26 protein-coding genes are annotated in these 23,108 nt (G+C 35.2%); 13 read left to right on the forward strand and 13 right to left on the reverse strand.

The features are described 5' to 3' along the window. Window positions 1–2 precede the first annotated feature (2 nt). Window positions 3–1,457 carry an NCS1 family nucleobase:cation symporter gene (gene ncs1 / locus KDN24_RS23675; RefSeq protein WP_491348194.1) on the forward strand — a complete coding sequence of 485 codons (1,455 nt, stop codon included), beginning with the start codon at window positions 3–5 and terminating at the stop codon, window positions 1,455–1,457. A 182-nt stretch (window positions 1,458–1,639) separates the two neighbouring features. Beyond that, on the forward strand, window positions 1,640–2,203 hold the full coding sequence (locus KDN24_RS23680) for a hypothetical protein (RefSeq protein WP_409973383.1): 564 nt from the start codon (window positions 1,640–1,642) through the stop codon (window positions 2,201–2,203). 158 nt (window positions 2,204–2,361) lie between these two features. Here the strand turns inward: KDN24_RS23680 and KDN24_RS23685 are convergent, their stop codons facing one another. Further along, window positions 2,362–3,942 (reverse strand): acetolactate synthase large subunit, encoded by a 1,581-nt coding sequence (locus KDN24_RS23685; protein ID WP_409973462.1) that lies wholly within the window; start codon window positions 3,940–3,942, stop codon window positions 2,362–2,364. 129 nt (window positions 3,943–4,071) lie between these two features. Here KDN24_RS23685 and KDN24_RS23690 point away from each other — a divergent pair, with 129 nt between their 5' ends. Genes KDN24_RS23690 through KDN24_RS23700 form a run of 3 tightly spaced genes read left to right on the forward strand, consistent with a single transcriptional unit; the run spans window position 4,072 to window position 5,201 of the window. Further along, a complete protein-coding gene (locus KDN24_RS23690; protein ID WP_409973382.1) occupies window positions 4,072–4,443 on the forward strand; it encodes a group-specific protein in 372 nt (123 codons plus the stop codon). Next, the gene (locus KDN24_RS23695) at window positions 4,430–4,975 is read left to right on the forward strand and encodes an RNA polymerase sigma factor (RefSeq protein WP_409973381.1); all 546 of its coding nucleotides are present in this window, start codon (window positions 4,430–4,432) and stop codon (window positions 4,973–4,975) included. Before KDN24_RS23690 ends, KDN24_RS23695 begins: the two co-directional genes overlap by 14 nt. Continuing rightward, on the forward strand, window positions 4,956–5,201 hold the full coding sequence (locus tag KDN24_RS23700; protein WP_409973380.1) for a hypothetical protein: 246 nt from the start codon (window positions 4,956–4,958) through the stop codon (window positions 5,199–5,201). The genes KDN24_RS23695 and KDN24_RS23700 overlap by 20 nt, the downstream gene beginning before the upstream one ends. A gap of 85 nt (window positions 5,202–5,286) precedes the next feature. Here the strand turns inward: KDN24_RS23700 and KDN24_RS23705 are convergent, their stop codons facing one another. Beyond that, window positions 5,287–5,892, reverse strand: a complete 606-nt coding sequence (locus tag KDN24_RS23705) for a TetR/AcrR family transcriptional regulator (RefSeq protein WP_409973379.1) — start codon at window positions 5,890–5,892, stop codon at window positions 5,287–5,289. A gap of 136 nt (window positions 5,893–6,028) precedes the next feature. Between KDN24_RS23705 and KDN24_RS23710 the strand changes: the two genes are divergently transcribed. Beyond that, window positions 6,029–6,823 (forward strand): tyrosine-protein phosphatase, encoded by a 795-nt coding sequence (locus KDN24_RS23710; RefSeq protein ID WP_409973378.1) that lies wholly within the window; start codon window positions 6,029–6,031, stop codon window positions 6,821–6,823. 222 nt (window positions 6,824–7,045) lie between these two features. Here KDN24_RS23710 and KDN24_RS23715 read toward each other — a convergent pair whose 3' ends face one another. Beyond that, complete coding sequence (locus KDN24_RS23715; protein WP_409973377.1) at window positions 7,046–7,588, reverse strand: molybdopterin-dependent oxidoreductase; 543 nt, start codon at window positions 7,586–7,588, stop codon at window positions 7,046–7,048. 475 nt (window positions 7,589–8,063) lie between these two features. On the opposite strand from KDN24_RS23715, the gene KDN24_RS23720 reads away from it, so the two are divergent. The 4 genes from KDN24_RS23720 (at window position 8,064) to KDN24_RS23735 (ending at window position 11,977) form a co-directional block, all read left to right on the forward strand. Further along, window positions 8,064–8,861, forward strand: a complete 798-nt coding sequence (locus KDN24_RS23720; RefSeq protein ID WP_409973375.1) for a DUF2935 domain-containing protein — start codon at window positions 8,064–8,066, stop codon at window positions 8,859–8,861. Window positions 8,862–9,088: 227 nt separating this feature from the next. Next, on the forward strand, window positions 9,089–9,601 hold the full coding sequence (locus KDN24_RS23725) for a DUF3231 family protein (protein ID WP_409973374.1): 513 nt from the start codon (window positions 9,089–9,091) through the stop codon (window positions 9,599–9,601). Window positions 9,602–9,955: 354 nt separating this feature from the next. Beyond that, the gene (locus KDN24_RS23730; RefSeq protein WP_409973373.1) at window positions 9,956–10,816 is read left to right on the forward strand and encodes an MBL fold metallo-hydrolase; all 861 of its coding nucleotides are present in this window, start codon (window positions 9,956–9,958) and stop codon (window positions 10,814–10,816) included. A gap of 27 nt (window positions 10,817–10,843) precedes the next feature. After that, entirely contained in the window at window positions 10,844–11,977 is a 1,134-nt protein-coding gene (locus tag KDN24_RS23735) for a zinc-dependent alcohol dehydrogenase (protein ID WP_409973372.1), read from the forward strand. 497 nt (window positions 11,978–12,474) lie between these two features. Here the strand turns inward: KDN24_RS23735 and KDN24_RS23740 are convergent, their stop codons facing one another. Next, complete coding sequence (locus KDN24_RS23740; protein WP_409973371.1) at window positions 12,475–12,810, reverse strand: DUF6054 family protein; 336 nt, start codon at window positions 12,808–12,810, stop codon at window positions 12,475–12,477. A 209-nt stretch (window positions 12,811–13,019) separates the two neighbouring features. After that, entirely contained in the window at window positions 13,020–13,580 is a 561-nt protein-coding gene (locus KDN24_RS23745) for a cysteine hydrolase family protein (RefSeq protein ID WP_491348195.1), read from the reverse strand. Between the two features lie 316 nt (window positions 13,581–13,896). On the opposite strand from KDN24_RS23745, the gene KDN24_RS23750 reads away from it, so the two are divergent. Genes KDN24_RS23750 through KDN24_RS23760 form a run of 3 tightly spaced genes read left to right on the forward strand, consistent with a single transcriptional unit; the run spans window position 13,897 to window position 16,260 of the window. Then, entirely contained in the window at window positions 13,897–14,505 is a 609-nt protein-coding gene (locus tag KDN24_RS23750; protein WP_409973369.1) for a class I SAM-dependent methyltransferase, read from the forward strand. After that, window positions 14,477–15,163 carry a response regulator transcription factor gene (locus KDN24_RS23755; protein ID WP_409973368.1) on the forward strand — a complete coding sequence of 229 codons (687 nt, stop codon included), beginning with the start codon at window positions 14,477–14,479 and terminating at the stop codon, window positions 15,161–15,163. Before KDN24_RS23750 ends, KDN24_RS23755 begins: the two co-directional genes overlap by 29 nt. Then, entirely contained in the window at window positions 15,160–16,260 is a 1,101-nt protein-coding gene (locus KDN24_RS23760; protein WP_409973367.1) for a sensor histidine kinase, read from the forward strand. Before KDN24_RS23755 ends, KDN24_RS23760 begins: the two co-directional genes overlap by 4 nt. 312 nt (window positions 16,261–16,572) lie before the next feature. Here the strand turns inward: KDN24_RS23760 and KDN24_RS23765 are convergent, their stop codons facing one another. The 8 genes from KDN24_RS23765 to KDN24_RS23800 form a co-directional block, all read right to left on the reverse strand. Continuing rightward, window positions 16,573–16,809 (reverse strand): hypothetical protein, encoded by a 237-nt coding sequence (locus KDN24_RS23765; RefSeq protein ID WP_409973366.1) that lies wholly within the window; start codon window positions 16,807–16,809, stop codon window positions 16,573–16,575. A 618-nt stretch (window positions 16,810–17,427) separates the two neighbouring features. Further along, the gene (locus tag KDN24_RS23770; protein WP_409973365.1) at window positions 17,428–18,561 is read right to left on the reverse strand and encodes an ABC transporter substrate-binding protein; all 1,134 of its coding nucleotides are present in this window, start codon (window positions 18,559–18,561) and stop codon (window positions 17,428–17,430) included. A 29-nt stretch (window positions 18,562–18,590) separates the two neighbouring features. Next, window positions 18,591–19,322, reverse strand: a complete 732-nt coding sequence (locus tag KDN24_RS23775) for a class I SAM-dependent methyltransferase (protein WP_409973364.1) — start codon at window positions 19,320–19,322, stop codon at window positions 18,591–18,593. Next, window positions 19,288–20,118, reverse strand: a complete 831-nt coding sequence (locus KDN24_RS23780) for an ABC transporter ATP-binding protein (RefSeq protein WP_409973363.1) — start codon at window positions 20,116–20,118, stop codon at window positions 19,288–19,290. The genes KDN24_RS23775 and KDN24_RS23780 overlap by 35 nt, the downstream gene beginning before the upstream one ends. Then, window positions 20,115–21,146, reverse strand: a complete 1,032-nt coding sequence (locus KDN24_RS23785; protein ID WP_491348196.1) for a FecCD family ABC transporter permease — start codon at window positions 21,144–21,146, stop codon at window positions 20,115–20,117. The genes KDN24_RS23780 and KDN24_RS23785 overlap by 4 nt, the downstream gene beginning before the upstream one ends. A 101-nt stretch (window positions 21,147–21,247) precedes the next feature. Then, entirely contained in the window at window positions 21,248–21,817 is a 570-nt protein-coding gene (locus KDN24_RS23790) for an FmdE family protein (protein ID WP_409973361.1), read from the reverse strand. Continuing rightward, window positions 21,804–22,592: a Rossmann-like domain-containing protein gene (locus KDN24_RS23795; protein ID WP_409973360.1), complete on the reverse strand. Its 789-nt coding sequence runs from the start codon at window positions 22,590–22,592 to the stop codon at window positions 21,804–21,806. The genes KDN24_RS23790 and KDN24_RS23795 overlap by 14 nt, the downstream gene beginning before the upstream one ends. 333 nt (window positions 22,593–22,925) lie before the next feature. Beyond that, window positions 22,926–23,081 (reverse strand): peptidoglycan-binding domain-containing protein, encoded by a 156-nt coding sequence (locus KDN24_RS23800; RefSeq protein WP_409973359.1) that lies wholly within the window; start codon window positions 23,079–23,081, stop codon window positions 22,926–22,928. Window positions 23,082–23,108 lie beyond the last annotated feature (27 nt).

Consider the following 23,108-nt stretch of genomic DNA (forward strand, 5'->3'; position numbering starts at 1 on the left):
TTTTGGAGCTTAAACAAGCTTTGCTTGAAGAAGAAACCGCTGATAGCTTAGATTTATTCCCAACGAAAAAAGATGCACGAACATGGACGTTTGGACATTTTTTCTCGATTTGGATGGGATCTGTTCACAACATCCCATCCTATATAACAATTGGCGGATTCTTTGCTATTGGCTTGTCCGTTTGGCAAGTTTTTTCAATTATTATGATTTCCTCGATATTATTAGCTGGAATGATGGTGTTAAATGGCCATGCAGGTGGAAAATATGGAATCCCCTTTCCTATCCTCCTTCGAGCTAGCTACGGGATTAAAGGAGCACTTATACCTGGAGTACTTAGAGGTCTCATTACTGCCATCATGTGGTTTGGATTGCAAACGTATGCTGGCAGTATTGCTATATTGATTTTAATCGGAAAATTCTGGCCTTCCTTTTTAACAATTGGGGGGAATTGGAGTTTTTTAGGTTTGGGTTTACCGAATCTAATCGCTTTCATCATTTTTTGGCTCATTCATATCCTCTTTATTTTTACAGGAATAAATGCATTAGGGAAGCTGACAAAGCTTATTTCTCCCTTAGTTTTGGTTGTTTTCGGAGGAATGTCGATTTGGGCCATTCATCTCGCAGGAGGGATAACGCCGATTTTGAGCTATAGTTCAAGAGGTGTTGAGGGGAATAGCTTTTTCGTTTTCATCGCTTGTATGTCCGCCATTTTAGCCACATGGGTTGCGCAAATATTAAGTGTTTCAGATGTAACAAGGTTTTCCCGCTCTAATAAAGAACAAGCACTTGGACAAATATTAGGTCTTATTTTCACGTATTTGTTGTTTGCTGTTGCAAGTATTTCGATTATTATCGGCTCAGAAATTGCATTTGGGGTACCCATTTGGAATGTCCTTGAAGCGGTGGATCGTTTTGACAACATATTTGCCATTGCCCTTTCATTGCTTACCCTTTGCTTATCTACTTTATCAGTCAACATCATTGGAAATATCATTCCTGCTGGTAATCAGCTTGCTGCCCTTTTTCCGGGAAAAATTAATTTTAAATTAGGCGCTCTTATTGCAACGACAATCGGTATTCTTATTATGCCTTGGAAGCTCATGGAAAACTCTACAAGTATTTTTTCATTTTTAAATATCGTTGGGGGCTTGTTAAGTCCTGTAATCGGGGTAATGCTGACACATTACTTCTTTATTAGTAAAAGAAAGATTCATATACAAGAGTTATATTCTTTAAAAATTGCAGGGCCTCTTTCAGGTGGGGTGAACATTCCCGCATTACTTGCAACTGTCATGGCAGGAGGCATGAGTTTAGTAGGGAAATATATGGCTTTTCTTGAGCCTTTATATCGAATCTCATGGTTTACGGGAATCCTATTTTCCGTACTTTTATATACTTTGTTTTTTTACATGAATAAACGATTCACAAATAAACAGTCACAAGTCCATTTCAATTAGATGGGATTAATAGAGGGTGTCCCAAAAGTATAACTTTTAGGGACTCTCTCTTTTTTAATTTATTACTGCAAATAACATCGCCCAATACATTAATAAAATCTTTTTGCTTGCATATTATTCAAATAAAAAAGCTACACACATCATACAGGAAAATTGTTAACGAGATTATTGGGGGGAATCTAATGGGAAATCATGACACTTTTCTAAATAAAGTAAAGCAATTGCAACTGGAATTTTTAAAGCATTCAAAAGTAAAAAAAATTGTGTTTATATCATTATTAAGTAGTTTTAGTGCTATTTTCCAATCAGCTGGGGGGTTTTTCCCTGGGATCGGGTATTTAATTAATCCGTTAGCAACTGCTCCCATTATCCTTTCTGCTGCTTTTTCACAAACACTCGGTTTCTTCGCCTATTTATTAACGATCCTGCTGCTATTAATCGTACAGCCAAGTGAATTAATCGTGTTTCCATTTACAACAGGGCTGTTAGGCATTGCGATTGGAGTGTCTATCTATTATTTAAAAAAGGGAGTAAGTATCGTTCTGTATGGTGCAATTGCCTTAACAGCAGGAATTTGTCTACTTTTATACGGTTTGAATTTTCCAGTTTTAGGGCCAGTTGTTTCTCATTCATTTAGTATTCTAGTAGTCGGAATGATTTTTGTTTTCTCATTTTTTTATAGTTGGCTTTGGATGGTGATCAGTAAAATATTAATTAAAAAATTCACCTTCCTTAAATCCCCGTAATTTTCAAGTCAACCAGTCTTAGAGGCTCGTTTACTTATTTTATTAATGGCAAAAATTCTACTGTTTCAACTGCTCCATCATGACCACCTTTTAGAAAAGAGTATTTTTTATGTATTCTAAAAGGGGTCGTCATCTTTGCTTGATCCCGTATAACCCTCTTACGTATCTAATTGGATTTCAATTAATGTTAGTTCATTTTTCAATTGAGCTTCTGTTAGCATCTTTTCAAATTCGCCAATATTTACCGGCTTTAGCCCTTTTATGTGAAAGCTATTCGCAAGCTTCATAAAATCAGGGTTCCCAAAGGCTGTCCCATAACGATTATGAAATGTTTTCATCATCATCTCTTCTTCTAATTTAAGCTTCGCATCATTTAGGATGATGATAATAAAAGACAGACCTAATCGGGTAGCAGTCTCAATCTCAGCAAAGTTCATTAACGCCCCACCATCACCAGTAATACAAATAACCGGAGCATTAGGACAGGCAAGCTTCGCTCCGATTGCTCCAGGCAAGGCGATTCCCATCGCAGCAAGACCATTAGACATAATTAGTCGATTTGGTTGTTTCGGCTGATACGTACGGGCGATTGAAACTTTGTGTGCCCCGACATCAGAAATAATAATCGTACGTTCTGAAGCTAGCTTTTCAATCTTATGTAAGATTGAAATAATGGAAAAAGATTCGTTTATTCCTTCCTGAAGCTGATATGCTTGTTCAATTCGTTCTTTTAAATTTTCAGACGGAACCCACGTTCTTGGGAAAATTTCTAACTTATTCAATGCTTGAAGTGTTTGTTCTAAATTTCCTACCAATTCCATTTTTAACGGGTAATATTCATCTATTTCTGCAGGAACTGCAGCGATATGGATAACCGGACGTTTCTTTTTATTCCACTCCTTTGGAAGCCTTTCAACAAAATCAAAACCAATTACAATCAGGAGGTCAGACTCTTCAATCCCTTTTAATACTTCATCCCGCTCATTAAATCCAAACGTATAATAATTTTGCGGATGATTTTTAGGCAGTATCCCTTTTGCCTTAAAACTATGGACAACAGGTGCAAGTAATTTATCAATAAAAATTCTCAATTCATCTTTCATTGGCTCTCTACATACACCATTGCCAACAATGATAAATGGTTTTAAAGATTGATTGATTAATGAAGCTGTTTCCTGAAGTAATTCAATAATGGGAATACTCTTTGGAATTGGAGCAGCAGGAATAGAGCTATTTGGAATCATTTGGGCTGCTAAATTTTCCGGCAACTCGATAAGCACTGGCCCAGGCTTTTCCATAGTTGCAAATCTAAATGCTTTACGAATGATTTCAGGGATTGATTGTGAATCCTTAATTTGGATACTCCACTTTGTCACTTGTTCATACATTTTTACAATCTGTATATATTGATGGGATTCTTTATGCTGTCTTTCAAAGCCAGCCTGACCAGTAATTGCCACTACTGGTGAGTGATCCAATGCCGCACTCGCTATCCCTGTCAATAAATTTGTTGCCCCTGGTCCTAATGTTGCCAAACAAACTCCAGGCTTTTGTGACAGCCTCCCATATACATCAGCCATAAAAGCAGCGCCTTGTTCATGTCTTACATTGACAAACTGAATTTGCTTAGACTTTGATAATGAATCAATGAAGTCGAGCGTTTCTTTGCCCATAATGCCAAAAATATATTGTACCCCTTCTTCTTCTAAACATTTTACGAGCACATCTGTTGCTTTCATATGTTCCACAATTCCACCTTTACTATTATTTTATAATTAGCTTTACCAAAAATATTGGAATCATTAATGAACCTTTCTGGCTTCTCAATTGTATAAACTAGTAAAGAATAGAAATGGAGGTTCGTTTCTTTGGATACTGGCTGGATTGTTTCGCTGATTGTTGCTGGCGTATTGATGACGATTATTTTAGCTATTGCGATACCGATGGATCGCAAATATGTTATTCGTGAAAATGGGAAGATCAATTTTAAGAAAACAAAAATATATTTACGTTGGAATGTTTTTGATACACTTACACTTATACTAGTTATTTATTCGATTATTTGCGTTCAATCTTTAAATTTTTTAATAACAATGGGGAAAACAGTTGAAAATGTTTTTGTGCAATTTTTTACAAATCAAGCACAAGCATGGACGCTCGTCTCTTTTCTTTACTTAATTTTCCGTGTTTCATTGACATTAAAAACGATTAAAGAACGTTGGGGAGATGAAATTGATTGATAGAGAAGATGAGTTAATGATCGCCTATCAAAATGGGGATGATGAAGCATTAGAAGGCATTTATGTTCACTTAAAACAAGCACTTTATGCCTTTATTTTCCGATATTCAAGAGATGAGCAATTGAGTATTGATATCGTACAAGATACATTCATGAAATTACAACGATATAGACACTATTACGATCCTAACAAAGGAAAGATTAAATCTTATCTTTTTCAAATTGCCTATCGATTAATGATTGATCGATTAAATCGACGGAAAAAATGGCGAACTCTCCTGCCTTTTCTTACCCCCGTAAAAAGTATTGATATTCAGCATGCCGATCGAATAACAGTTCGAGATGCGGTTACAAAACTGCCTGAAAAGCAGCGCGCCGTTGTTTTACTTTATTACTATCATGATATGCCGCAAGAAGAAATAGCCGTGATCCTTGATATTCCAAAAGGAACCGTTAAGTCAAGATTGCATAAAGCGATTCAACTTTTAAAGCAAGAATTGGAGGGCGAATATTATGAGTCAAGATCCCTTTAAAAAAGAACATCATCTCCGCTCGAAGTTAGATGAATATCACGTTACGATCCCTGATTTTCCGATGAAGCGAAAAAGATGGGATCGATTCATCCATATTCTAGCTTCACCAGCAAATAATCCATTTGAGCCGTTGATTTCGAATACAAATGGCTCCTTAGCCTTGAAGATTGTGCCAATCATAGGAACGATTGCATTCTCAGTTTTACAGATTTTGTTTTTTATATAAAAATAGAGAGAGTACTCCTAAAAAGTATAACTTTTAGGAGCACTCTCTTTTTATAAACCTTATGAAAGCACATTCGTATATTCTTTTACTTTCTTTTTGCTTCTTTCGTAAATCCTTCTGCGATAAACTCAATAATTTGCGCTATTACTTTAGGAAATACGTCTTCACCAATTTCGTGTTTGTGTAAACGAATCATCATAATAGCTTGGATAATTCCTACGATGACTTTTGGATCATCTTGAGGTAATACTCCCCTCTCCATTAACATATTGACGGCATGAATGCCTCTTTCTGTATTCTCCTTCGAAAATTCCAACATTTGCTCAGGAAGCTTTCGATTAAGACGCTCATGATCATCATTTTGAAAAACTTGTTGAAGAAATGGATTTTCCTCGACTAATTCAAAAGATGTATGGAAAAAAGAAGCTAATAATTCTTTCGGGGAAAGCTTTTCACGAAATAGCTCATTCAGCACTGTTTCACGAATTTCTTCTTCATTTTTTAAAATTTCATAATAGAGCTCCTCTTTAGAAGAAAAAAACTTATAAAATGAGCCCTTGCCAATTCCACATGCCAGTACAATATCGTCAATACTCGTTTTAGTTAGACCATATTTAATAAATATTTCTTTCCCTTTTATTAAGAGAGATTGGCGAATCTGCTCTTTTTCTTGTTCTGTAAATTTTGGCATAGAATATCTCCTTTATGAAAACGATGTGACTTTTTGTGGATTTTTAGTCACCAATTATATATACTTATCTTAACTTCTCTATGAATAGAAGTAAACATGAAAAAAATCTTAACATTCTAGCCATGGTGGGGAAATTATGATGATGGAAGTAGAAAAAGAAAAACGATATCAATTTGATGGACCATATAATTTTCGAGAAATCGGTGGATTAAAAACAATAGATGGAAGAATCATGAAAAAAGGCGTTTTGTTTCGTTCAGATGAATTATCTCGCTTAACAGGGAACGATTTAGTAAAATTTTCACAGCTAAAGATAAAATCAATTTGTGATTTAAGAACTCCGAGTGAACAAAAATCAAAACCGAGCCGAATTAAGTCAGAACATGGAATACAAGTAATCAATATTTCGATTCAAGATCGAAGTCAACAATTTACACATCTTGAGTTTTTTAAGTTTTTAACAACTAAAACAAGCACAATCGATTTTGAAAAAATAATGAAAGATTTGTATTATAATATGGCTTTTAGCAGTTATACTCAACTTCATGAGATTATATCTTTTCTATCAGAACAAGAGAATGTGCCTGCACTTATTCACTGTACAGGGGGAAAGGATCGAACAGGTTTTGTAAGTGCCCTTATTCAATTACTTGTGGGAGTACCCTATCAAAACGTTTTAGACGAATATTTATTTTCGAATGTTTTAATTGGACCACGCATGGAAAAAATTGAAAAATTCGTGAGATGGGTGAGCCTTTTTCGAGTCTCATCAGACCGCATGAAACCAGTATTGGAAGTTCGCCGAGATTATTTAGAAGAGGTTTACGAAGAGATTATCGAAAAATATGGGTCTATTGAAACTTATCTATGTCAAGCTTGTAAAATACCAGAAAATCGTTTATTAAATCTTAAACATTTATTACTTGAGTAAAGAATAAGAAAATCTTCCTTTCTATATGAATAGGAACGATTTTCTTATCTTTTTATGTTCAAAAAAAGGATGCCCAAAAAGGCAGGCTTTTGGGATTACACCAAATACTTACCATAGTCCTGCCAATTCTTGAAATTTTGGAGTGATAATATAAAGAGAATCTCTTTTTCCACAGGTTTGAACGACCTGATTTGTAAAAACACAAAGCATTGTTTAATAAACTCAACTTCTGTTCCAAAAAACAGTATTCGTTTCGTTTGAGTTTCTCCCAAAGAAAACGACTACATCTGTTAAATCAATATCTTCTTGACAAGCAGGAGGTCCATCAGCACCAAAACTTTGTATAAGAGACCATTCTGCTGTTGCCGTACATGGCCTTGTGTTGGCATCAACATGATGCGTTCGTAGACCTGCACGGGTAATTTTGGCAATCGTATAATATTCCTCAAGATATGCTTGACCTGTATGATAAAAGGCTAAACCTCCTGGTCCTTTCCTTCTTAGAATACCCTTTGTTTTTTCCACTAATAATGAGTAGGCATCTTCCCAAGTTGCGGACAACAGCTTTCCATTATGACGTATTAATGGTGTAGATAAGCGGTCTATACTGTTATTAGCCCACCATTGATTTTCACCCTTTGGACCGAGCCGACCCTTATTTATCGGATAATACTCATTCCCCATAATTCCGACAATCTTGTCATCTTTAACAGCAATAAAACATCCACAGCCATTTGAACATATATTGCATGTTGAATAAACCATTCAGTCTATTTTACCTTGTGAATAGATATTCATATCAACCCTAGAGGTATCCCATGCCATACCTTTCACCCCTAATTTTGAAGATTATTATTTTTTATAATCTCAATTTGCTCCTGTGCGGATGGGAATCTTGGATATTTACATACACATCGGTATGGGAGAAATGGCGGGACAATAGGATTAATTGTAGAATATACCGGAATCTGATCTTTTGAAACACCCGTTTCCCTTCGAAACGGAGGAACTAACAATTGTTTATTAGAAAGCTTTTGAAAATGATCCATGATTACACCTCGATACAATTGATTTGCAAAATTTCATTCCATTTTTAAAGAGTTTATGGCACAACATCGTTTAAAAAGTTTGGTACATTCCCTTTTATAAACTAAACTTAATCACCCTTATTTGAGAATTTTCCCGATAAAAAAGGAATAAATATCAGAATTGTATAGGTTTTTGAAAAGGGGGAGTAAGTATGAATGATGTTTTTGAGAAAACAGCAAGATTTGAACATCGGTTTTGGCTTCAAATTTTAGGTGATCATTCTAGGTTTATTCATGAAGCTTTAGCACCCGTTCAGAAAGTGGAAATTGAAAAAGCTTCAACATTTATTCGGGTATTTGATACACTTCTGGATCAAGCCGAATCCAACGATCTCATGAAATTAACAGAAAATGCCGAAGTAGAAGCAATAAAACTTCGAGATTTTAAATTAGATTTATTAAGAAAACACCTTATCGGGAAAATCAAAATTCACCTTTCACCTACCTTTATTAATCATATGTTGAATGAATTAGAAGAATATCTTCGAATTTTAAAACATTTAAAAGCAGGGCAAGTTCCCCCAATTTATCACGAACTACATCATCATCTTGTGTGGTTATTAGATGCAGCTGGTCATTCAGAGGCGATTTCATCCAATTTAGACGGTGTTGAGAAGAGATTAAGGGAGAAAAGTGATTTATTTACAAGGCATTTTGAAGATTTTTACTTAAAAGCTGTAGAAATGGCAGGATATTTAAGAACAAATTTATCAACGTTTCCCGCTTTGGTAAAATTCAATTCTGACGCCCAGTTAGAAATAAAATTATTGCAAAACTTTTTACAAGAAATAGAAGAACTAGAGCTAAGTAAGCAAGCATTAGGGACATTTGCCCCGTTAATGGCGGATCATATGTTTCGTGAAGAATGTTATTATTTAATGAAGTTAAGTGAATCAGCGAATCTTGATAAGCCAAACTGTGATCCTGCTAGACCTCGGATTAAAGAGTGAAAAAGGTTAATCGGTTTAAATGTAAGTGCTGAGGAAATTGGATATCCTCAGCACTTTTTTAACTTTAAACGGGATTTGTTCTAAAGCGACAACAATTATGTAAATTACATAAAAACAAAAATCATGTATATTTTTTAATTCCAGTTGAAAACTAATCCGTGTGGATATCGAGTATCCAACAAAAAAGGAGAAAGCTTAATATGTCTTTCAAATTAAGGAGTGTTTTCATGGGAATTCTAAGCGGTAATCCTCAAAATGAGCCTATGCATTATGGTGAAGTTTTTGGAACTTGGAGCTACTTATCTGTTGCTAAGGGACTTCATGCTGGTTACCAAACCTTTGCTAATCACACTGGTGATGATGACCTAAAAAAACTGATTGAAGAAGCAATACAAGGTTTAAAACAGGAAATAAGCCAAACCGAAGAGCTTCTTAAAGTAAATGGTGTAGGTCTTCCTCCTACACCTCCTGACCGTCCAACAGCTGATCTCGAAAGTATCCCTGTAGGTGCAAGATTTGCAGATCCTGAAATCAGTGCAGCAATTTCTATGGACATAGCAGCTGGCTTAGTTGCTTGCAGTCAAATAATTGGACAATGCATTCGTGAAGATGTCGCTTTAATGTTTGGTCAATTCCATACAGCAAAAGCTCTTTTAGGTGCAAAATTTTTAAAACTCAATAAGGAAAAAGGTTGGTTAATCCCTCCACCATTACACTTACAAGTACCTGAAAACAATTAATTCAATCTGAACAAAGTCCATTCTCCCAAATCTTGATGGACTTTGTTTTTTTATTCCCAAATAATTCCTATATTTTTTTAGTCCACTTAATAAAATTCTTTTTTCTTGAACATAAAAAAGAAGAACAATGCTTATTAATTTATATTCAACCGCTCTTTTTCATTCAACATCCAACTCTTTAGCCTTCGCTTTATTCTCTTTATTAAGCATGCATTTTCTCTAAAATCTCAACAGACTTTTTAACATGAGAGCAGATTGTTCATGCTTTGCATTGTAGAAAAAAGCTAAGATGATTAGGTTCAATTTAATGAACGCATACTACTAATAAATCACTATGTGGGGGGGGGTTAATAAATGGATACTAATATGGAATACAGTAAAGATCATAAATTTATTCCCGTAACATCCGTTTCAACTCATCTTGGCGGTGAGGTTGCTCAGGACCTGTACTATTATACAATTCAAATTGTTAATATCTGTCTCTTTGGTAACCCAGAACAAAAAAATGAATGGGTTTTAATTGATACAGGAATGCCAAAATCTGCGGATAATATTCTTTCAGCAGTAGAAAAGAGGTTTGGTTCAAATAGCAGGCCTAAAGCAATTATTTTGACACATGGACACTTTGACCATGTGGGAGCTGTTGTTGATTTAGTAAGGCATTGGAATGTCCCTGTTTTTGCGCATGAACTAGAATTACCTTATTTAACTGGGAAAAAGAGTTATCCTGAACCAGATTCAACTGTTGAGGGAGGATTTGTTGCTAAGATGTCCCCTATGTTTCCAAATGAACCGATAAACCTAGGAAGCAATGTTGAAAAGTTACCCTCTGACGGAAGTGTACCTGGAATGCTTGGATGGAGATGGATTCATTCACCAGGACACTCACCAGGACATATATCATTATTTAGGGATGAGGACAGTTCGCTTATTGCCGGGGATGCATTTGTTACAGTCAGGCAGGACTCATTGTATAAGGTGTTAGCCCAAAAACAAGAAGTCAGTGGACCTCCGAGATACTTTACGACCGATTGGCATGCAGCATGGGAATCAGTGAAAAAATTAGAAGCTTTAAGACCAAAAGTTGCGGTTACTGGTCACGGAACACCCATTTCCGGAGAAATATTATCAAACGGATTAAAAAGTCTTGTACAAGAGTTTGACCGTATGGCAATTCCAGACTATGGACGTTACATTGACGGAATTAAACATTAAGTTTGTAAAAATAGTTAGGAGGACATCATGAGGGCTGTCACATATCAGGGAAAATACGAAGTAGCAGTAAAAAAGGCAGAAGCACCAAAGATACAAGACCATGAAGATGTAATTATAAAAGTAACTTCAACAGCTATTTGCGGTTCAGATCTCCATTTATATCAAGGAAATTTGCCTTTGCCTATTGGCTATGTAATTGGCCATGAACCGATGGGAATTGTTGAAGAAGTGGGACCGAATGTTACGAGTGTGAAAAAGGGAGACCGTGTAGTAATTCCATTTACCATAGCGTGCGGCACCTGCCATTACTGTCAACATGATCTAGAAAGTCAATGTGATAATTCTAATCCTCACTATGATTCAGGGGGGTACTTAGGATACTCTGAAAAATTTGGAAATTATCCTGGCGGACAGGCTGAATATTTAAGGGTCCCTTTTGGCAACTATACCCCTTTTCTTATTCCAGAGGATTGCGAATTAGAGGATGAGTCATTATTGTTTTTATCAGATGTACTTCCTACAGCCTATTGGAGTGTTGATCATGCAGGGGTTAAAAAAGGAGATACTGTTATTGTCTTAGGTTGTGGGCCCGTCGGATTAATGGCGCAACAATTTGCCTGGGAGAAAGGCGCAGAGCCTGTTATTGCGATAGATTATATTACGAATCGACTTGAGCACTCAAAAAAAATGAATAGAACAGAAACATTTGACTTTACCGAATATGATGATATGGGTGAAACATTAAAGGAATTAACAAAAGGCGGGGCAGAAGTTGTAATCGATTGCGTGGGGATGGATGGTAAAAAGTCTCCACTTGAATGGGTAGAACAAAAATTAAAGCTTCAAGGTGGAACATTAGGCTCGATTCAAATTGCGACCAAAGCTGTTCGTAAAGGTGGAACATTACAAATAACGGGGGTTTATGGTGGTTTATATAATATGTTCCCATTAGGTGCTTTTTTTGCTCGAAACATCTCAATAAAAATGGGACAAGCGCCAGCTCGTCATTATATGCCATACTTGTATGACAAAATAAAAAATGGGGATATCGATCCTACAAAAATCATTACTCACACTATGCCTTTGGAAGAAGCCCCACACGGATATCATATATTTAACAACAAAGAAGATAACTGTATTAAAGTTGTTTTAAAGCCATAACCAAACAAATTTAGATTTTTTTCCGATCAAAATAAATATATTACAGGAAAATCAGAGACAAATTGCTAAGGATAAACATGAAAATTAAAAAAAGGAAGCAAGAATTGTTCGCTATCTTTCCTATAAAGAGAGAAATCAAACCATAAGAACCCATCTTTTGGAAAGGTAAAAATGTTACTAAAAAAATATAAAAGGCTCTTTTTAAGAATTATAAATTATGTTGTTTTATCAATAAGGTTGCCCTTACCAATTCGCTCTCGTTTTTATAATTAAAGTAAGTAGAAGCAAGTTTTTTACTTATAAAAAAAGTTGGCTTATTGGTGATAGAAATGAGAATGATAGAGATTGACTCAAAGGAAGAAGAACGGTGAAACGAGGAGTGCTTCATTATTAAACTCATCAAGTTTCTCCATTCTTCTTCAGTAAAATTTTCACTAGTAATATAGAAATATGTCGTCCTTTGCTGAAGCTAAAAGACATACTTGATTTAATAATAATTATTCCATTTGTTCTATACTTTTTTGTACAATTGCGACCATATCATCTTCGGCACCGAGACTAAAGTTGAAAAAAACACCTTGTCCCCCACCTGCGCCAATTGCTGAAATGAAAATATTACTGTTATTCCCTACTACAGTAAGGCTCAAACTTGCTCTGTTTCCATTTCTCATAAAATATTTATCATAAACTCGAACTGCTATTTTAGTATCTCCAATAGTGTAGTTGCTTTCATCAACTAATTTCATACTTATTCCACTATTACCAATATTATTTTCCAACTGATTAATCACTTCATCAAATTGACCAATAATTGTCTTTTCATACTTTGCCATAATTGCCTTATTCGCCCCCATAATAATTCTTTATTATAAAATACGATTGTTCATTATCCTCGGTTTCTTGTATGGATTTATTAACTAGGAAGAGTTCATCAATACTGAACTGTTTTTGAATTGAAAAGATAAAATCCGGACTTTCCAACTGAAAGTCCGGATTGTTTTCTATCGCAGCTTTGCAAACTTTTGTTTAATTGTATTTTTTATTATGACCTATACGTGTCATGAGTTGGATCAAACAGGTCTTCATCAGCATTTCTGACCATTGAAAAGTGTTCAACATTATAATGTCCATGAAGAGTCTTATTATGATGCTTGATAATTTGTTCTGCACTTAAAACATCACTATCCGTAGTTGAATGTCCATCACCGACTAATGTGACATCCAAACCACTTATCGTCGCTGTTCTGACAGCAGTATCTATACAGTACTGTGTAGAACAACCCATGATAACAATATGTTCAATTTCCTGAGAGCGTAAATGATCGAGAAGACCTGTATTATGGAAGGAATTTGTTGCAGCCTTATCGAATATTTTTGCCTCCGCAGGTACATTAATTTCATTATGAACTTGAAATCCAGCACCTCTGCCTTCAGCTACATCGATGTCCCTTACAAACACAACAGGCACATCGGATTCTCTTGCTTTTTCAATCACTAAATTGATATTGCTAATAAGCTTCTCTTTACGAAAAACCTCATTTGCTTCGCTATTACCATCAATTAATTCTTGTTGGGCATCAATGATTAACAATGTTTGCTTCAAAATAATTTTCCCCTTTCTCGTGTTAGGGAAATGCTCGATTAAATAGCCAAATTCCCCTTGCTATCTTTCTTACTTAAATATTTTTTATTTATCACCATAACTACGCCCTTCGCAAAAATTGTCTATAAATTAGTATTTATAATTTTTAGACAAATAAACTTTAACATAAATGAATAAACAACGGTACTATATTAAAAGAGTTATCGCAGACTTTTTTGTTCCAAAAGCTTAAGAATTCTTAATGTTTTTTTTGAGTAATCCTTAAGATTTGAATTTTATAGTTTAACTATAAATTCATATCTTAAGGAGTTAGTAAATGGAAATATTATCCTTTATAAGTCAATATATTGTTAATCCCAGTAAAATTGGAGCAATACTTCCAAGTTCAAGATATCTCCGTGATAAAATGTTGGAAGAAGTCAATTTTGAGAAATCGAAGTATATTGTTGAGTATGGACCAGGAACAGGAGTTTTCACTGAAAAAATCCTTGCGAGAAGAAATGCCAGTACTGTAGTTGTTTTAATCGAAAATAACAAAGCATTTTATCATGTACTTAAAGAAAAGTTTTCTAATGAAAAAAAATTAATTATCATTCATGGTTCTGCTGAGTATATTGAAGAATACTTAAATGATTACCAAATTCCTTACGCAGACTATATTATTTCTGGACTACCATTTGCTAGTTTACCAAATCATGTATCAAACAATATTTTGTCAAGTACATTGAAAGTAATAAAAATAGGCGGGAGATTTATAACTTTCCAATATACGAAGTTTAAAATTTCACTATTGAGACAGTATTTTCCTACTATTAGTGTGAAAAGAGAATATAGAAATCTGCCCCCCGCTTATATCCTGACTTGTATGCGAATAGAAAAGGAATTGGAGGAAATCGATGAAACCCAAAATACTTATTATAGATGATGATAAAGAAATTAGGAATCTTATTAGCATTTACTTAGAAAATGAAGGTATGCAAACTCATAGAGCTGAAGATGCTTTAGAAGGCTTACAACTTTTAGAAGAATATGATTTTGATTTAATCATCTTAGATATTATGATGCCAAAAATGGATGGAATACAAGCTTGTATCAAAATCAGAGAAGAACGAAACATGCCGATTATTATGCTTTCTGCAAAGTCAGAAGATATGGATAAAATTCAAGGTCTTACTTCTGGTGCTGATGATTATTTATCAAAACCATTTAATCCTTTGGAGTTGATAGCCAGAGTCAAATCCCAACTAAGGAGATCAAATAAATATAATACTAGTATAAGAAAAAATAAAAACATTATGGAAATAGGTTCCTTGCAAATAAATGTAGATACTAGACAAGTTTACGTTCAAAAAAAAGAAGTCAGGCTGACCCCTAAGGAGTTTGATATATTAGAACTGCTTGCTCGCAACAAAGGAATTGTTCTTAGTGTGCAAAAAATCTATGAAGCCGTGTGGAAGGAAGATTTTTTTAAGTCTGATAATAACGTAATGGTCCATATTACAAAAATCAGAGATAAAATAGAAGAAGATCCAAAACACCCTATATATATTAAAACAGTTTGGGGAGTAGGATATAAAATATGAAAAGTATAAAACTAAGAGATAGAATTGCTTTACATTTACTTGGGGCCATTTCAGTGAGTTTATTTATCTCTATAGCCTCCTTTTTGGCTGTTATACGCATGATTAGCTACTTTTTTCAAGATAAACAACCAATAGATGTTCATATATCAATATATTACTTATTAATAGTACTTGTATTGTTATTTTCCATTTCAACTTTTATTATGACCTTTATATTTTTGATAAGAAAAAAACTGGCTTATCTTAAATTAATCTCCGAAAGTATTCATCATATTGCAAATGGTGAAATGGGGCTAACCATTGATATGAGAGGAAAGGACGAATTGACCCAACTTGCCAAAAACATTAATTACATGTCTATGGAATTAGATAATAAATTTCAATATGAAAGACAATTAGAACGGGAAAAGAACGAACTCATTACGAATGTTTCTCACGATTTACGAACACCATTGACCTCGATTATTGGATACTTAGATTTATTAAAAAGAGGAGAATATACGAACAAAGACCAATTACAGGAATATTTAGAAATAACGTATTTAAAATCAAATCGACTAAAATTATTAATTGATGAGCTGTTTGAATACACTCGATTATCCAATCCAAATTATAAGTTAAATAAAAACATTGTAGACATGAGAGGTCTGTTAGAACAAATAGTAGGAGAATATCTTCCCATTTTTGAGAAGGAACAATTGAGTGTTATGAAATCAATCGAAGATGCAGATATTTCAATTCTAATGGATGCAGAAAAATTGGTTCGTGTCTTTGATAACCTTATTAGTAACGCCATAAAGTATAGCGATAAACCATCAGAGGTTACTATTAGTCTTCATAATAAAGGAGATCGGGCAATCTTTGAAATTTCAAATGAAGTTGAAAAACCTCCTAGTATTGATTTATACAAATTATTTGAGCGTTTTTTTATGGGGGATAAAGCTAGAATAAGTAATAATGGTGCTGGACTAGGGCTTGCAATTTCAAAGAGGATTGTGGAATTGCATGAGGGGAGAATGTATGTAGAATACAAAGATAAAAAGATAAACTTTATAGTTGAATTCCCTTTGTATGTTAAGAGGCTAGTAAATGAATAAAAGAGCCTACTTTTGAAAAAAATCGCTAAAAACAGGCACTTTATATTTTTCCCAATAACATTTTTTATAAAAAGGTTTGATTATTTACTATCTATGTAGTCAACAATCGAACCCGATCGTGGCTTTATTAAAAAGGAAATCCTACTGTTATCTTGATTGGAGGTCAAATTGATCGTTGAAGCAGTTCCCATGTTCATTTTTTTGAATCTACTGGATACTATCTTGATGCTGTATTTCAACAATCAATAAAAACAGCCTTTTTTTTAAAAAAAGAGCCTGTTGGCTCTTTGAACACTATTTATCAGTTCCTTATTAAAATGCTCTTCTTCTTCCTGTTTTGACTTTTTGTCTTCTTCTTCCTGTTACGACTTCCCGTCTTCTTTTTCTTCTTCTCGTTCCCTCGAAGTCGCCATCGAAATCATCATCAAAAAAGTCTTCATCGAAGTCATCGTCGAAATCATCGTCAAAAAAATCATCTTCGAAGTCGTCATCGAAGTCTTCTCCAAATTCACGTCTCCTTCTTTCGAATTCATCTTCAAAACGAGGCATAAGTTCAACCTCCTTCCATTTCAGAAGTTTTTGAGAAAAAAGGGATGATTAACCTAAACTAATCAGACTTTTACAAGTTAATAGCTGTCTCACACAAAAAAAGCTCTCTCATACAATGATGAGGAAAGTGCAACTCACTATATGCAATATAAAGCTACTGCCTCTGTATCCGATTACTTTAGGAAAGAATAATCTTCTCTATGTATATATATTTTTTTTGACAAGATTTGATTGGACAAGCATCATAGTTTCTAAAAAATTATTTTGATTACATAATGTAAAAATAAAAAATTCCTTTTTTTACCCCCCTCTATAGATTAAGTACAACAATCTTTCACAAACTCCACACTAGCAGTACCATAGGTATTCAATTTCCCTTGAAATTCTTCCTCAATTAAATGGACCTCTAATAGAATAAGTAACCCTTACAAAATTTGCATAAACAGCAAAACCAGTCATCCGAATAAAGGACGACTGGTTTTACTGATATTGACTTGTTTATTATTGAAGTAATTGTATCATCCTTCTCCACGAACGGTGCCAGGCACCGCCCGTGGACAGATCACTCCATTATGTCCACCGATGGTGCCTGGCACCGTTGGGGCACCTCTGATAGCACTATTTTAGTGTAGAACGGGATAATAGTTTTGTTGCTTCTTCGTCAGTTAGCTCATAATGGTAGAATAGTTGGTAGAATTCCTTTGTTTCCTTTAGCATGTCGTAATCGAATTGTTCAGGATAAAAAAGATTTCCGAGCCACTTTATTCCTAAAATTCGATTAATTGAAGGTGGGAAGCCGAGCCAATTGTATGGTCCAACTGGTACTTCATATACCTTTCCTTCCTGTACAGCCTTTAAATCCTTCCATAAAGCATCTCCTGCTAGAGCCTTTTCATACATGCTGTTAGGCTCAAAGATAATCACATCTGGCTGCCATAAAAGCAGTTGCTCCATTGAGACTTCATTTCCTCCACCCTTACTTGCAGCCTGATCAAGCACAGCAACATTATCCAAGCCGACAAAATCAAAAATTTCTGCATGGAAAGAACCTTTGCCATTCGTATTTAATCCACTTTCTCCAATACCATAAAAGATTTTAACCCACTCATTTTCTGGTTTTGCTGTAACAAAGTCCTTCGCAGCCTTTATGGCTTCCTCACTATAAGCTGCTAAAGTATTTCCATATTCCTCTTCGGAAAGAAGAGCGCCTAATGTTTTAAAAGCTTCAGGAATTGTGTCTAGCTTTGCCTCAACAAAAATCGTTGGAATTCCAGTAGTTTTTTGGATCTCGTCCATATCTTCTTTAACCGTTTTCTTCGCCTCACCAATATCTATAATAACATCTGGCTTTGCAGCAATTAATGCTTCTAAATTAAATGTGTCCCCATAAAACATTCCAAAGGTAGGTAAATCTAAGATTTCCTTATTAAAATATTTTTCACTATCTCCAGAAGGCTTTCTCGCCCAGCCAATCAGCTTTTCTGGTGCAACTGCATATAAAACCATTTGTGCTAACGGACCTGACGGTGCAATCTTTGTAATATTCGTCGGAATCTCAACCTCTCTTCCAGTAGAATCCGTAAACATTTGTATAGCTGGCTCTTCTTTTTGAGTTTCCTCTTGTACTACTTCAACTTCTTCCTTTTCTCCCTGTGGTTCATTTCCAGCTTTATTTTGATTACAGCCTGCTAAGCTGGAAAAAATGAGCATAAGTGCAAATAATAGCCCACTAATTCTTTTAAAATACTTCATCAAAATTCCTCCCAATCAATTATTTTCGTCTAAAATTGTCTTTCCAAACTCTTTTTTCTCAATAATATAAAAATCCCAATATCTTTTTTATTCGAAAGAAAATATTCATTTCCATATGAATCAGCTTGAATTTTTTCCACATTCCTCTGAATATGTGAGTCTATTTTCTCCTGCTCACAATCAGGTAGATAATGCTTAATAAATTCTACTATCTCTTTCTGAGAAAAAAGCGGCTGACCAAACTGAACTGTAAGATCCTGATATAAAAATGGAATATTCCTTTCAATCAAGCCCTCCTTAAGAGAATCAGCCTTCTTCTCAAAATGCCTTGACCTACCCCACGGTAAAAATGAATTTTCACTTCCATTAGAGACAACTAAGATTAATCTCTTTCTACAAAAACCTAATAGTTTACTAATATCTGCTAGATTGCTTTTGAAAAAACTACTTACTACTATGTCCCATTGAGGCTCATCACAAATTTCTGCCCAATCACTCTGTAAAATTTCTAAATTTGTTATATTAACCTGCTTTTTTCTCTCCTCAAGATCAAGCAATGGTCTTTCCTCAAAATCACTAGCGGTAACCATTCTAGCCTTCTTTGCCATTTCAACACTTAAATAGCCTAATCCACAGCCAATATCACAAACAGAGTCAGTCTCGTGAATATACGGGGATATTTCATCATAAATAACCCGATAATATCCCGTATACTCAGCTGCATGCTTATACCACCGTGTACTTTTCTCTGTCCAGAACATGCTTTACACCTCCCTCTTTCTTCCGATTCGGCACAATCACCCTTACATCACCATCGCCTGTATCAATATCATGAAGCTTTACCTTTACCCCATATACTTGCTGCAATAGTCCTTCTGTTACAATTTCCTTTGGATTGCCCATTTCAATAATTTCACCTTTATAAATAACGAGTGCTTTATTGCCATATAGAAAAGCATGCTCAGGATTATGAGTTGATAGAATGATAATATACCCTTGATTGGCAAGCTCCTTCACTTTCGCCATCACACGCATTTGATTCCCATAATCAAGATTAGCAGTTGGCTCATCCATAACTAGAATTTTTGTCTTTTGAACAATGGCCCGAGCTATGAGAGCAAGCTGTCTTTCCCCGCCGCTTATTTCTGCATATCCACGATTCCATAAATGGGCAATTCCGAGCATGTCTAATGCCGCCAAAGCTTCTTCTTCATGTATGGTTTTTGGCATTGACGCTCCCTTTAGATGAACGGTTAAACCCATTAGTACGGTGCTTAATACAGAAAAATTAAAGGTTGGATGATGAGACTGTGGAATATAAGCAATCCGTTTAGCCAGCTCCACCGTCTTCATCTTCCTAATACTTTCACCCTCTATAAAAATTTCGCCCGTATAATTTTTGGATAAGCCAAGCATGCAGCGGAATAAAGTACTCTTACCAACTCCATTTGGACCAAGCACACATAGTAGATCGGCAGGATTTGCAGAAAACGTAATATTCTTTAAAATTTGCCGCTCACTATAGCGAAAATTCAACTGATTTACTTCAATCGTCATAGCTTATTTCCCTCGCGTAAAATTAGATACATAAAGAACGGTGCCCCTACAAATGCTGTTAAAATTCCTAGCGGGATTTCCTGTGTTGCCAATAATCTTGAAAAATTATCAACTATTAAGAGGAAACTTGCCCCTAGCAGTATCGAAGCTGGCAGTAACACACGAAAATCTGCACCGACAATCATTCTCGTAAAATGAGGAATAACAAGACCTACCCAGCCAATCATTCCACTGACTGAAACACTTGCCGCTGTAATTAATGTGGCGCAAGCAATAACAATAACACGAACCGCTTTCGTGTTAATGCCCATCGTTTTAGCTTCTTCCTCTCCCATTGTCATCACATTTAATTTCCACCTCAAAAACATAAGCGGGATTAAACCAATTAAAATCGGAATTGCACTTATAAGCAGATCATTTGCACGAATAGAAGCTAAGCTCCCCATTAACCAATATGTAATCGCAGGCAATTCATTATTCGGATCTGCTACAAGTTTGATGTATGATAATCCAGCTGAGAACAAAGCTCCAACCATGATTCCTGTTAAAATCAATCCTAGAGATGGGTTTGTTTTTACCCTTGTGCTAATCATCCATACTAAAAAAACCGTAACCATTCCAAAGAAAAATGCAGAAATCGAAATGCTATATTTGCTAAAGCCGAGGAAAATCGCTAGTGCTGCTCCAAAGCCTGCACCAGCTGATGCCCCTAATAAATCTGGAGATACCATCGGATTTTGAAATAACCCTTGATAGGTTGCCCCTGCACATGATAATGCGGCACCAATTAAGACAGCCGCAATTACACGTGGTAAGCGAATTTGAAAAATAACCGTCTCAACTTCAGAGCTCCAAGTTGTTGGAAGAGTAATAACCTTTGATGATAATACTTTTATTAGCTCTAAAGAAGAAATCGGATATTTCCCAAGTGCAAAAGAAATAAGAAAGCAAAAGATGAGAAAAAGCGATAGTATCAGAAACTTTATATGATTCTCCTTTTTAAAAGAGGTTGTATTTAATGATTTCATTACAGTCCCCCTCTTGATTTACCGTTTCTCTGTGATAAAAATTGGAAACGGGTGTATAATCGTCATACAATATTTAAAAGTCATTACTTTTTACTTCCCAACTAGCGAATCACTTCGTAATAAGGTGAAGAGTAGCAAGCTTTGCATAGCTTTTTTGAATCAATGACTACTTCACGCCCATCATTCACTTCTTCCCCGCATTTTTCACAAATAATTCTTCGCAAGGGCTTTCCAGGTAAATCCTCCGGTTGAAAATGGACAATTACTTTTTCAAATGCCAGCAGTTTATCATCAGGCATAATCTTATAAGCTTCCAAAAATGGATTTTCCTTATTTGCGCTATACTCTTTCGCCAATTCACGAACATGTGCTGGAACAGAGATTCTAACGGCTTCATTTGTATGTATATTGACAAAGGTTGCCGCCATTTTTCCATAATCAAGATGCTTTAACGAGCGTCTTCCAAGCTTACAGCCAGTTACAGTTTGAATAGCATCTGCGGCACAACGATCCGTTTCCACATAGACGATCAAACTTTTATTCCCGATGGGCTCATCAATACCTAACCACTTTAACCCAGCCATTCCAATTCTAACGCCAAGAATTTGCCCCGCACATAAATGGCCGTGGTAAGCAGCAGCTTCCTCTAATAATTCATCAAGCAATTTCATATTCTTTCACACCTTTTAAATCTGATAAAAGAGATTCGCTTTTTACTAAGTTCACATAATTAACGGATCCTTGAAAATGATGAATCCCTCCACCTTCTTTTATACAACGCAAAACTGGATCCTTTTCTTCAACAACAAGACCGCTAATCATATCAACACCCATTTCAAAAAGAACTGTTGATATAGGCGTACTTGGACCAAGCATGATCGTAACCGCGTTTCTCGATAATTCTAGTAATCTGGGAGCTGTCTTATTAATAAGGGTTGATGATGTAATAAGAACAACCTCCTGCTCTGGCAAAAGATATTCTGCAGCTGGATCAGGTAAATCCCCTAATGAAGGTTTCCTTTCTAGAACTGTTAATTGGCAATGCTTACTTAATTCATCTACATTCGGAAAATGACCGATAACTGCAACTTTTTTCCCGCTTATCTTTTCATTGATAAGATCAAATGCGCTTCCTGAAGGCAATTGATGATAACCACAGTTTTTCAAAGCACAAATCGTATCGTAATTATTGATTGTTGAATTGATTGCACTAAGTCCGATTGAGGCTTCAACGAAGTCCCAAGATTTCACTAGCTTAGCTAAATTCTTCACAGATTTTCCTTGACATGTTCCAGGGACAAAAGTACTCATAACTTGACGAGGTGAACTCATCGCTAAACCAATCGAATTTGATCGAGTTACAGTCCAAGTTTGCCCGACAATAATTTCTTCAGCAGCTACATCTTCCTTTACTTCATTAATTAACTTGTCATATAACTCCCACATATTAATATCCTCCTCGAAAATAAAACTTATAAATCCAGATGAAAATGATTCATTCCCTCCCATAAATATCACAATTACAAAGATTTTAATCATACTAATTATAATTATATATAACTAAATATAACTAGATATAATTAGATATGATAAATATACATTTAATTTGTGCTAAAAAATACAATTTATAACTGTTTGTCATTAATCTGTCAAAATTCCAAAACTCTATCTACTACTGTCTACCCCAAGCATACAAACGGTGCCAGGCACCACCCGTGGACAAAATGGTATGATCTGTCCACGGGTGGTGCCTGACACCGTAAAAGTGACACGATAAGATTAGCGGATGTGAATGGCTGTTTGCAACTGGATGTCATTTTCTTCTTTTTTTATTACGTTAAGCACTGCTTGTTCGAGTGCTGAGGCTGTTCTCTGATCGATGTCACCAGTTGCTTCAAGATTATTTTCTTGTTGGAAGGCGATGACTGCATTCATCGTTATATCATTGAAATAGCCATCCGA

It is taken from the genome of Cytobacillus sp. Bva_UNVM-123, from assembly GCF_046351715.2.
Classification (GTDB): Bacteria; Bacillota; Bacilli; order Bacillales; family Cytobacillaceae; genus Cytobacillus.

Coding starts and splice junctions, on each gene's coding strand:
- KDN24_RS23705 (WP_409973379.1), bottom strand. CDS start 5,892: ATGCCAAAATTTACAGAACAAGAAAAAGAGCAGATTCGCCAATCTCTC.
- KDN24_RS23755 (WP_409973368.1), top strand. CDS start 14,477: ATGAAACCCAAAATACTTATTATAGATGATGATAAAGAAATTAGGAAT.
- KDN24_RS23770 (WP_409973365.1), bottom strand. CDS start 18,561: ATGAAGTATTTTAAAAGAATTAGTGGGCTATTATTTGCACTTATGCTC.
- KDN24_RS23720 (WP_409973375.1), top strand. CDS start 8,064: ATGAATGATGTTTTTGAGAAAACAGCAAGATTTGAACATCGGTTTTGG.
- KDN24_RS23695 (WP_409973381.1), top strand. CDS start 4,430: ATGAAATTGATTGATAGAGAAGATGAGTTAATGATCGCCTATCAAAAT.
- KDN24_RS23785 (WP_491348196.1), bottom strand. CDS start 21,146: ATGAAATCATTAAATACAACCTCTTTTAAAAAGGAGAATCATATAAAG.
- KDN24_RS23795 (WP_409973360.1), bottom strand. CDS start 22,592: ATGTGGGAGTTATATGACAAGTTAATTAATGAAGTAAAGGAAGATGTA.
- KDN24_RS23735 (WP_409973372.1), top strand. CDS start 10,844: ATGAGGGCTGTCACATATCAGGGAAAATACGAAGTAGCAGTAAAAAAG.
- KDN24_RS23715 (WP_409973377.1), bottom strand. CDS start 7,588: ATGGTTTATTCAACATGCAATATATGTTCAAATGGCTGTGGATGTTTT.
- KDN24_RS23750 (WP_409973369.1), top strand. CDS start 13,897: ATGGAAATATTATCCTTTATAAGTCAATATATTGTTAATCCCAGTAAA.
- KDN24_RS23725 (WP_409973374.1), top strand. CDS start 9,089: ATGGGAATTCTAAGCGGTAATCCTCAAAATGAGCCTATGCATTATGGT.
- KDN24_RS23800 (WP_409973359.1), bottom strand. CDS start 23,081: ATGAATGCAGTCATCGCCTTCCAACAAGAAAATAATCTTGAAGCAACT.
- KDN24_RS23685 (WP_409973462.1), bottom strand. CDS start 3,942: ATGAAAGCAACAGATGTGCTCGTAAAATGTTTAGAAGAAGAAGGGGTA.
- KDN24_RS23790 (WP_409973361.1), bottom strand. CDS start 21,817: ATGAAATTGCTTGATGAATTATTAGAGGAAGCTGCTGCTTACCACGGC.
- KDN24_RS23740 (WP_409973371.1), bottom strand. CDS start 12,810: ATGGCAAAGTATGAAAAGACAATTATTGGTCAATTTGATGAAGTGATT.
- KDN24_RS23775 (WP_409973364.1), bottom strand. CDS start 19,322: ATGTTCTGGACAGAGAAAAGTACACGGTGGTATAAGCATGCAGCTGAG.
- KDN24_RS23780 (WP_409973363.1), bottom strand. CDS start 20,118: ATGACGATTGAAGTAAATCAGTTGAATTTTCGCTATAGTGAGCGGCAA.
- KDN24_RS23760 (WP_409973367.1), top strand. CDS start 15,160: ATGAAAAGTATAAAACTAAGAGATAGAATTGCTTTACATTTACTTGGG.
- KDN24_RS23710 (WP_409973378.1), top strand. CDS start 6,029: ATGATGATGGAAGTAGAAAAAGAAAAACGATATCAATTTGATGGACCA.
- KDN24_RS23730 (WP_409973373.1), top strand. CDS start 9,956: ATGGATACTAATATGGAATACAGTAAAGATCATAAATTTATTCCCGTA.
- KDN24_RS23765 (WP_409973366.1), bottom strand. CDS start 16,809: ATGCCTCGTTTTGAAGATGAATTCGAAAGAAGGAGACGTGAATTTGGA.
- KDN24_RS23680 (WP_409973383.1), top strand. CDS start 1,640: ATGGGAAATCATGACACTTTTCTAAATAAAGTAAAGCAATTGCAACTG.
- KDN24_RS23700 (WP_409973380.1), top strand. CDS start 4,956: ATGAGTCAAGATCCCTTTAAAAAAGAACATCATCTCCGCTCGAAGTTA.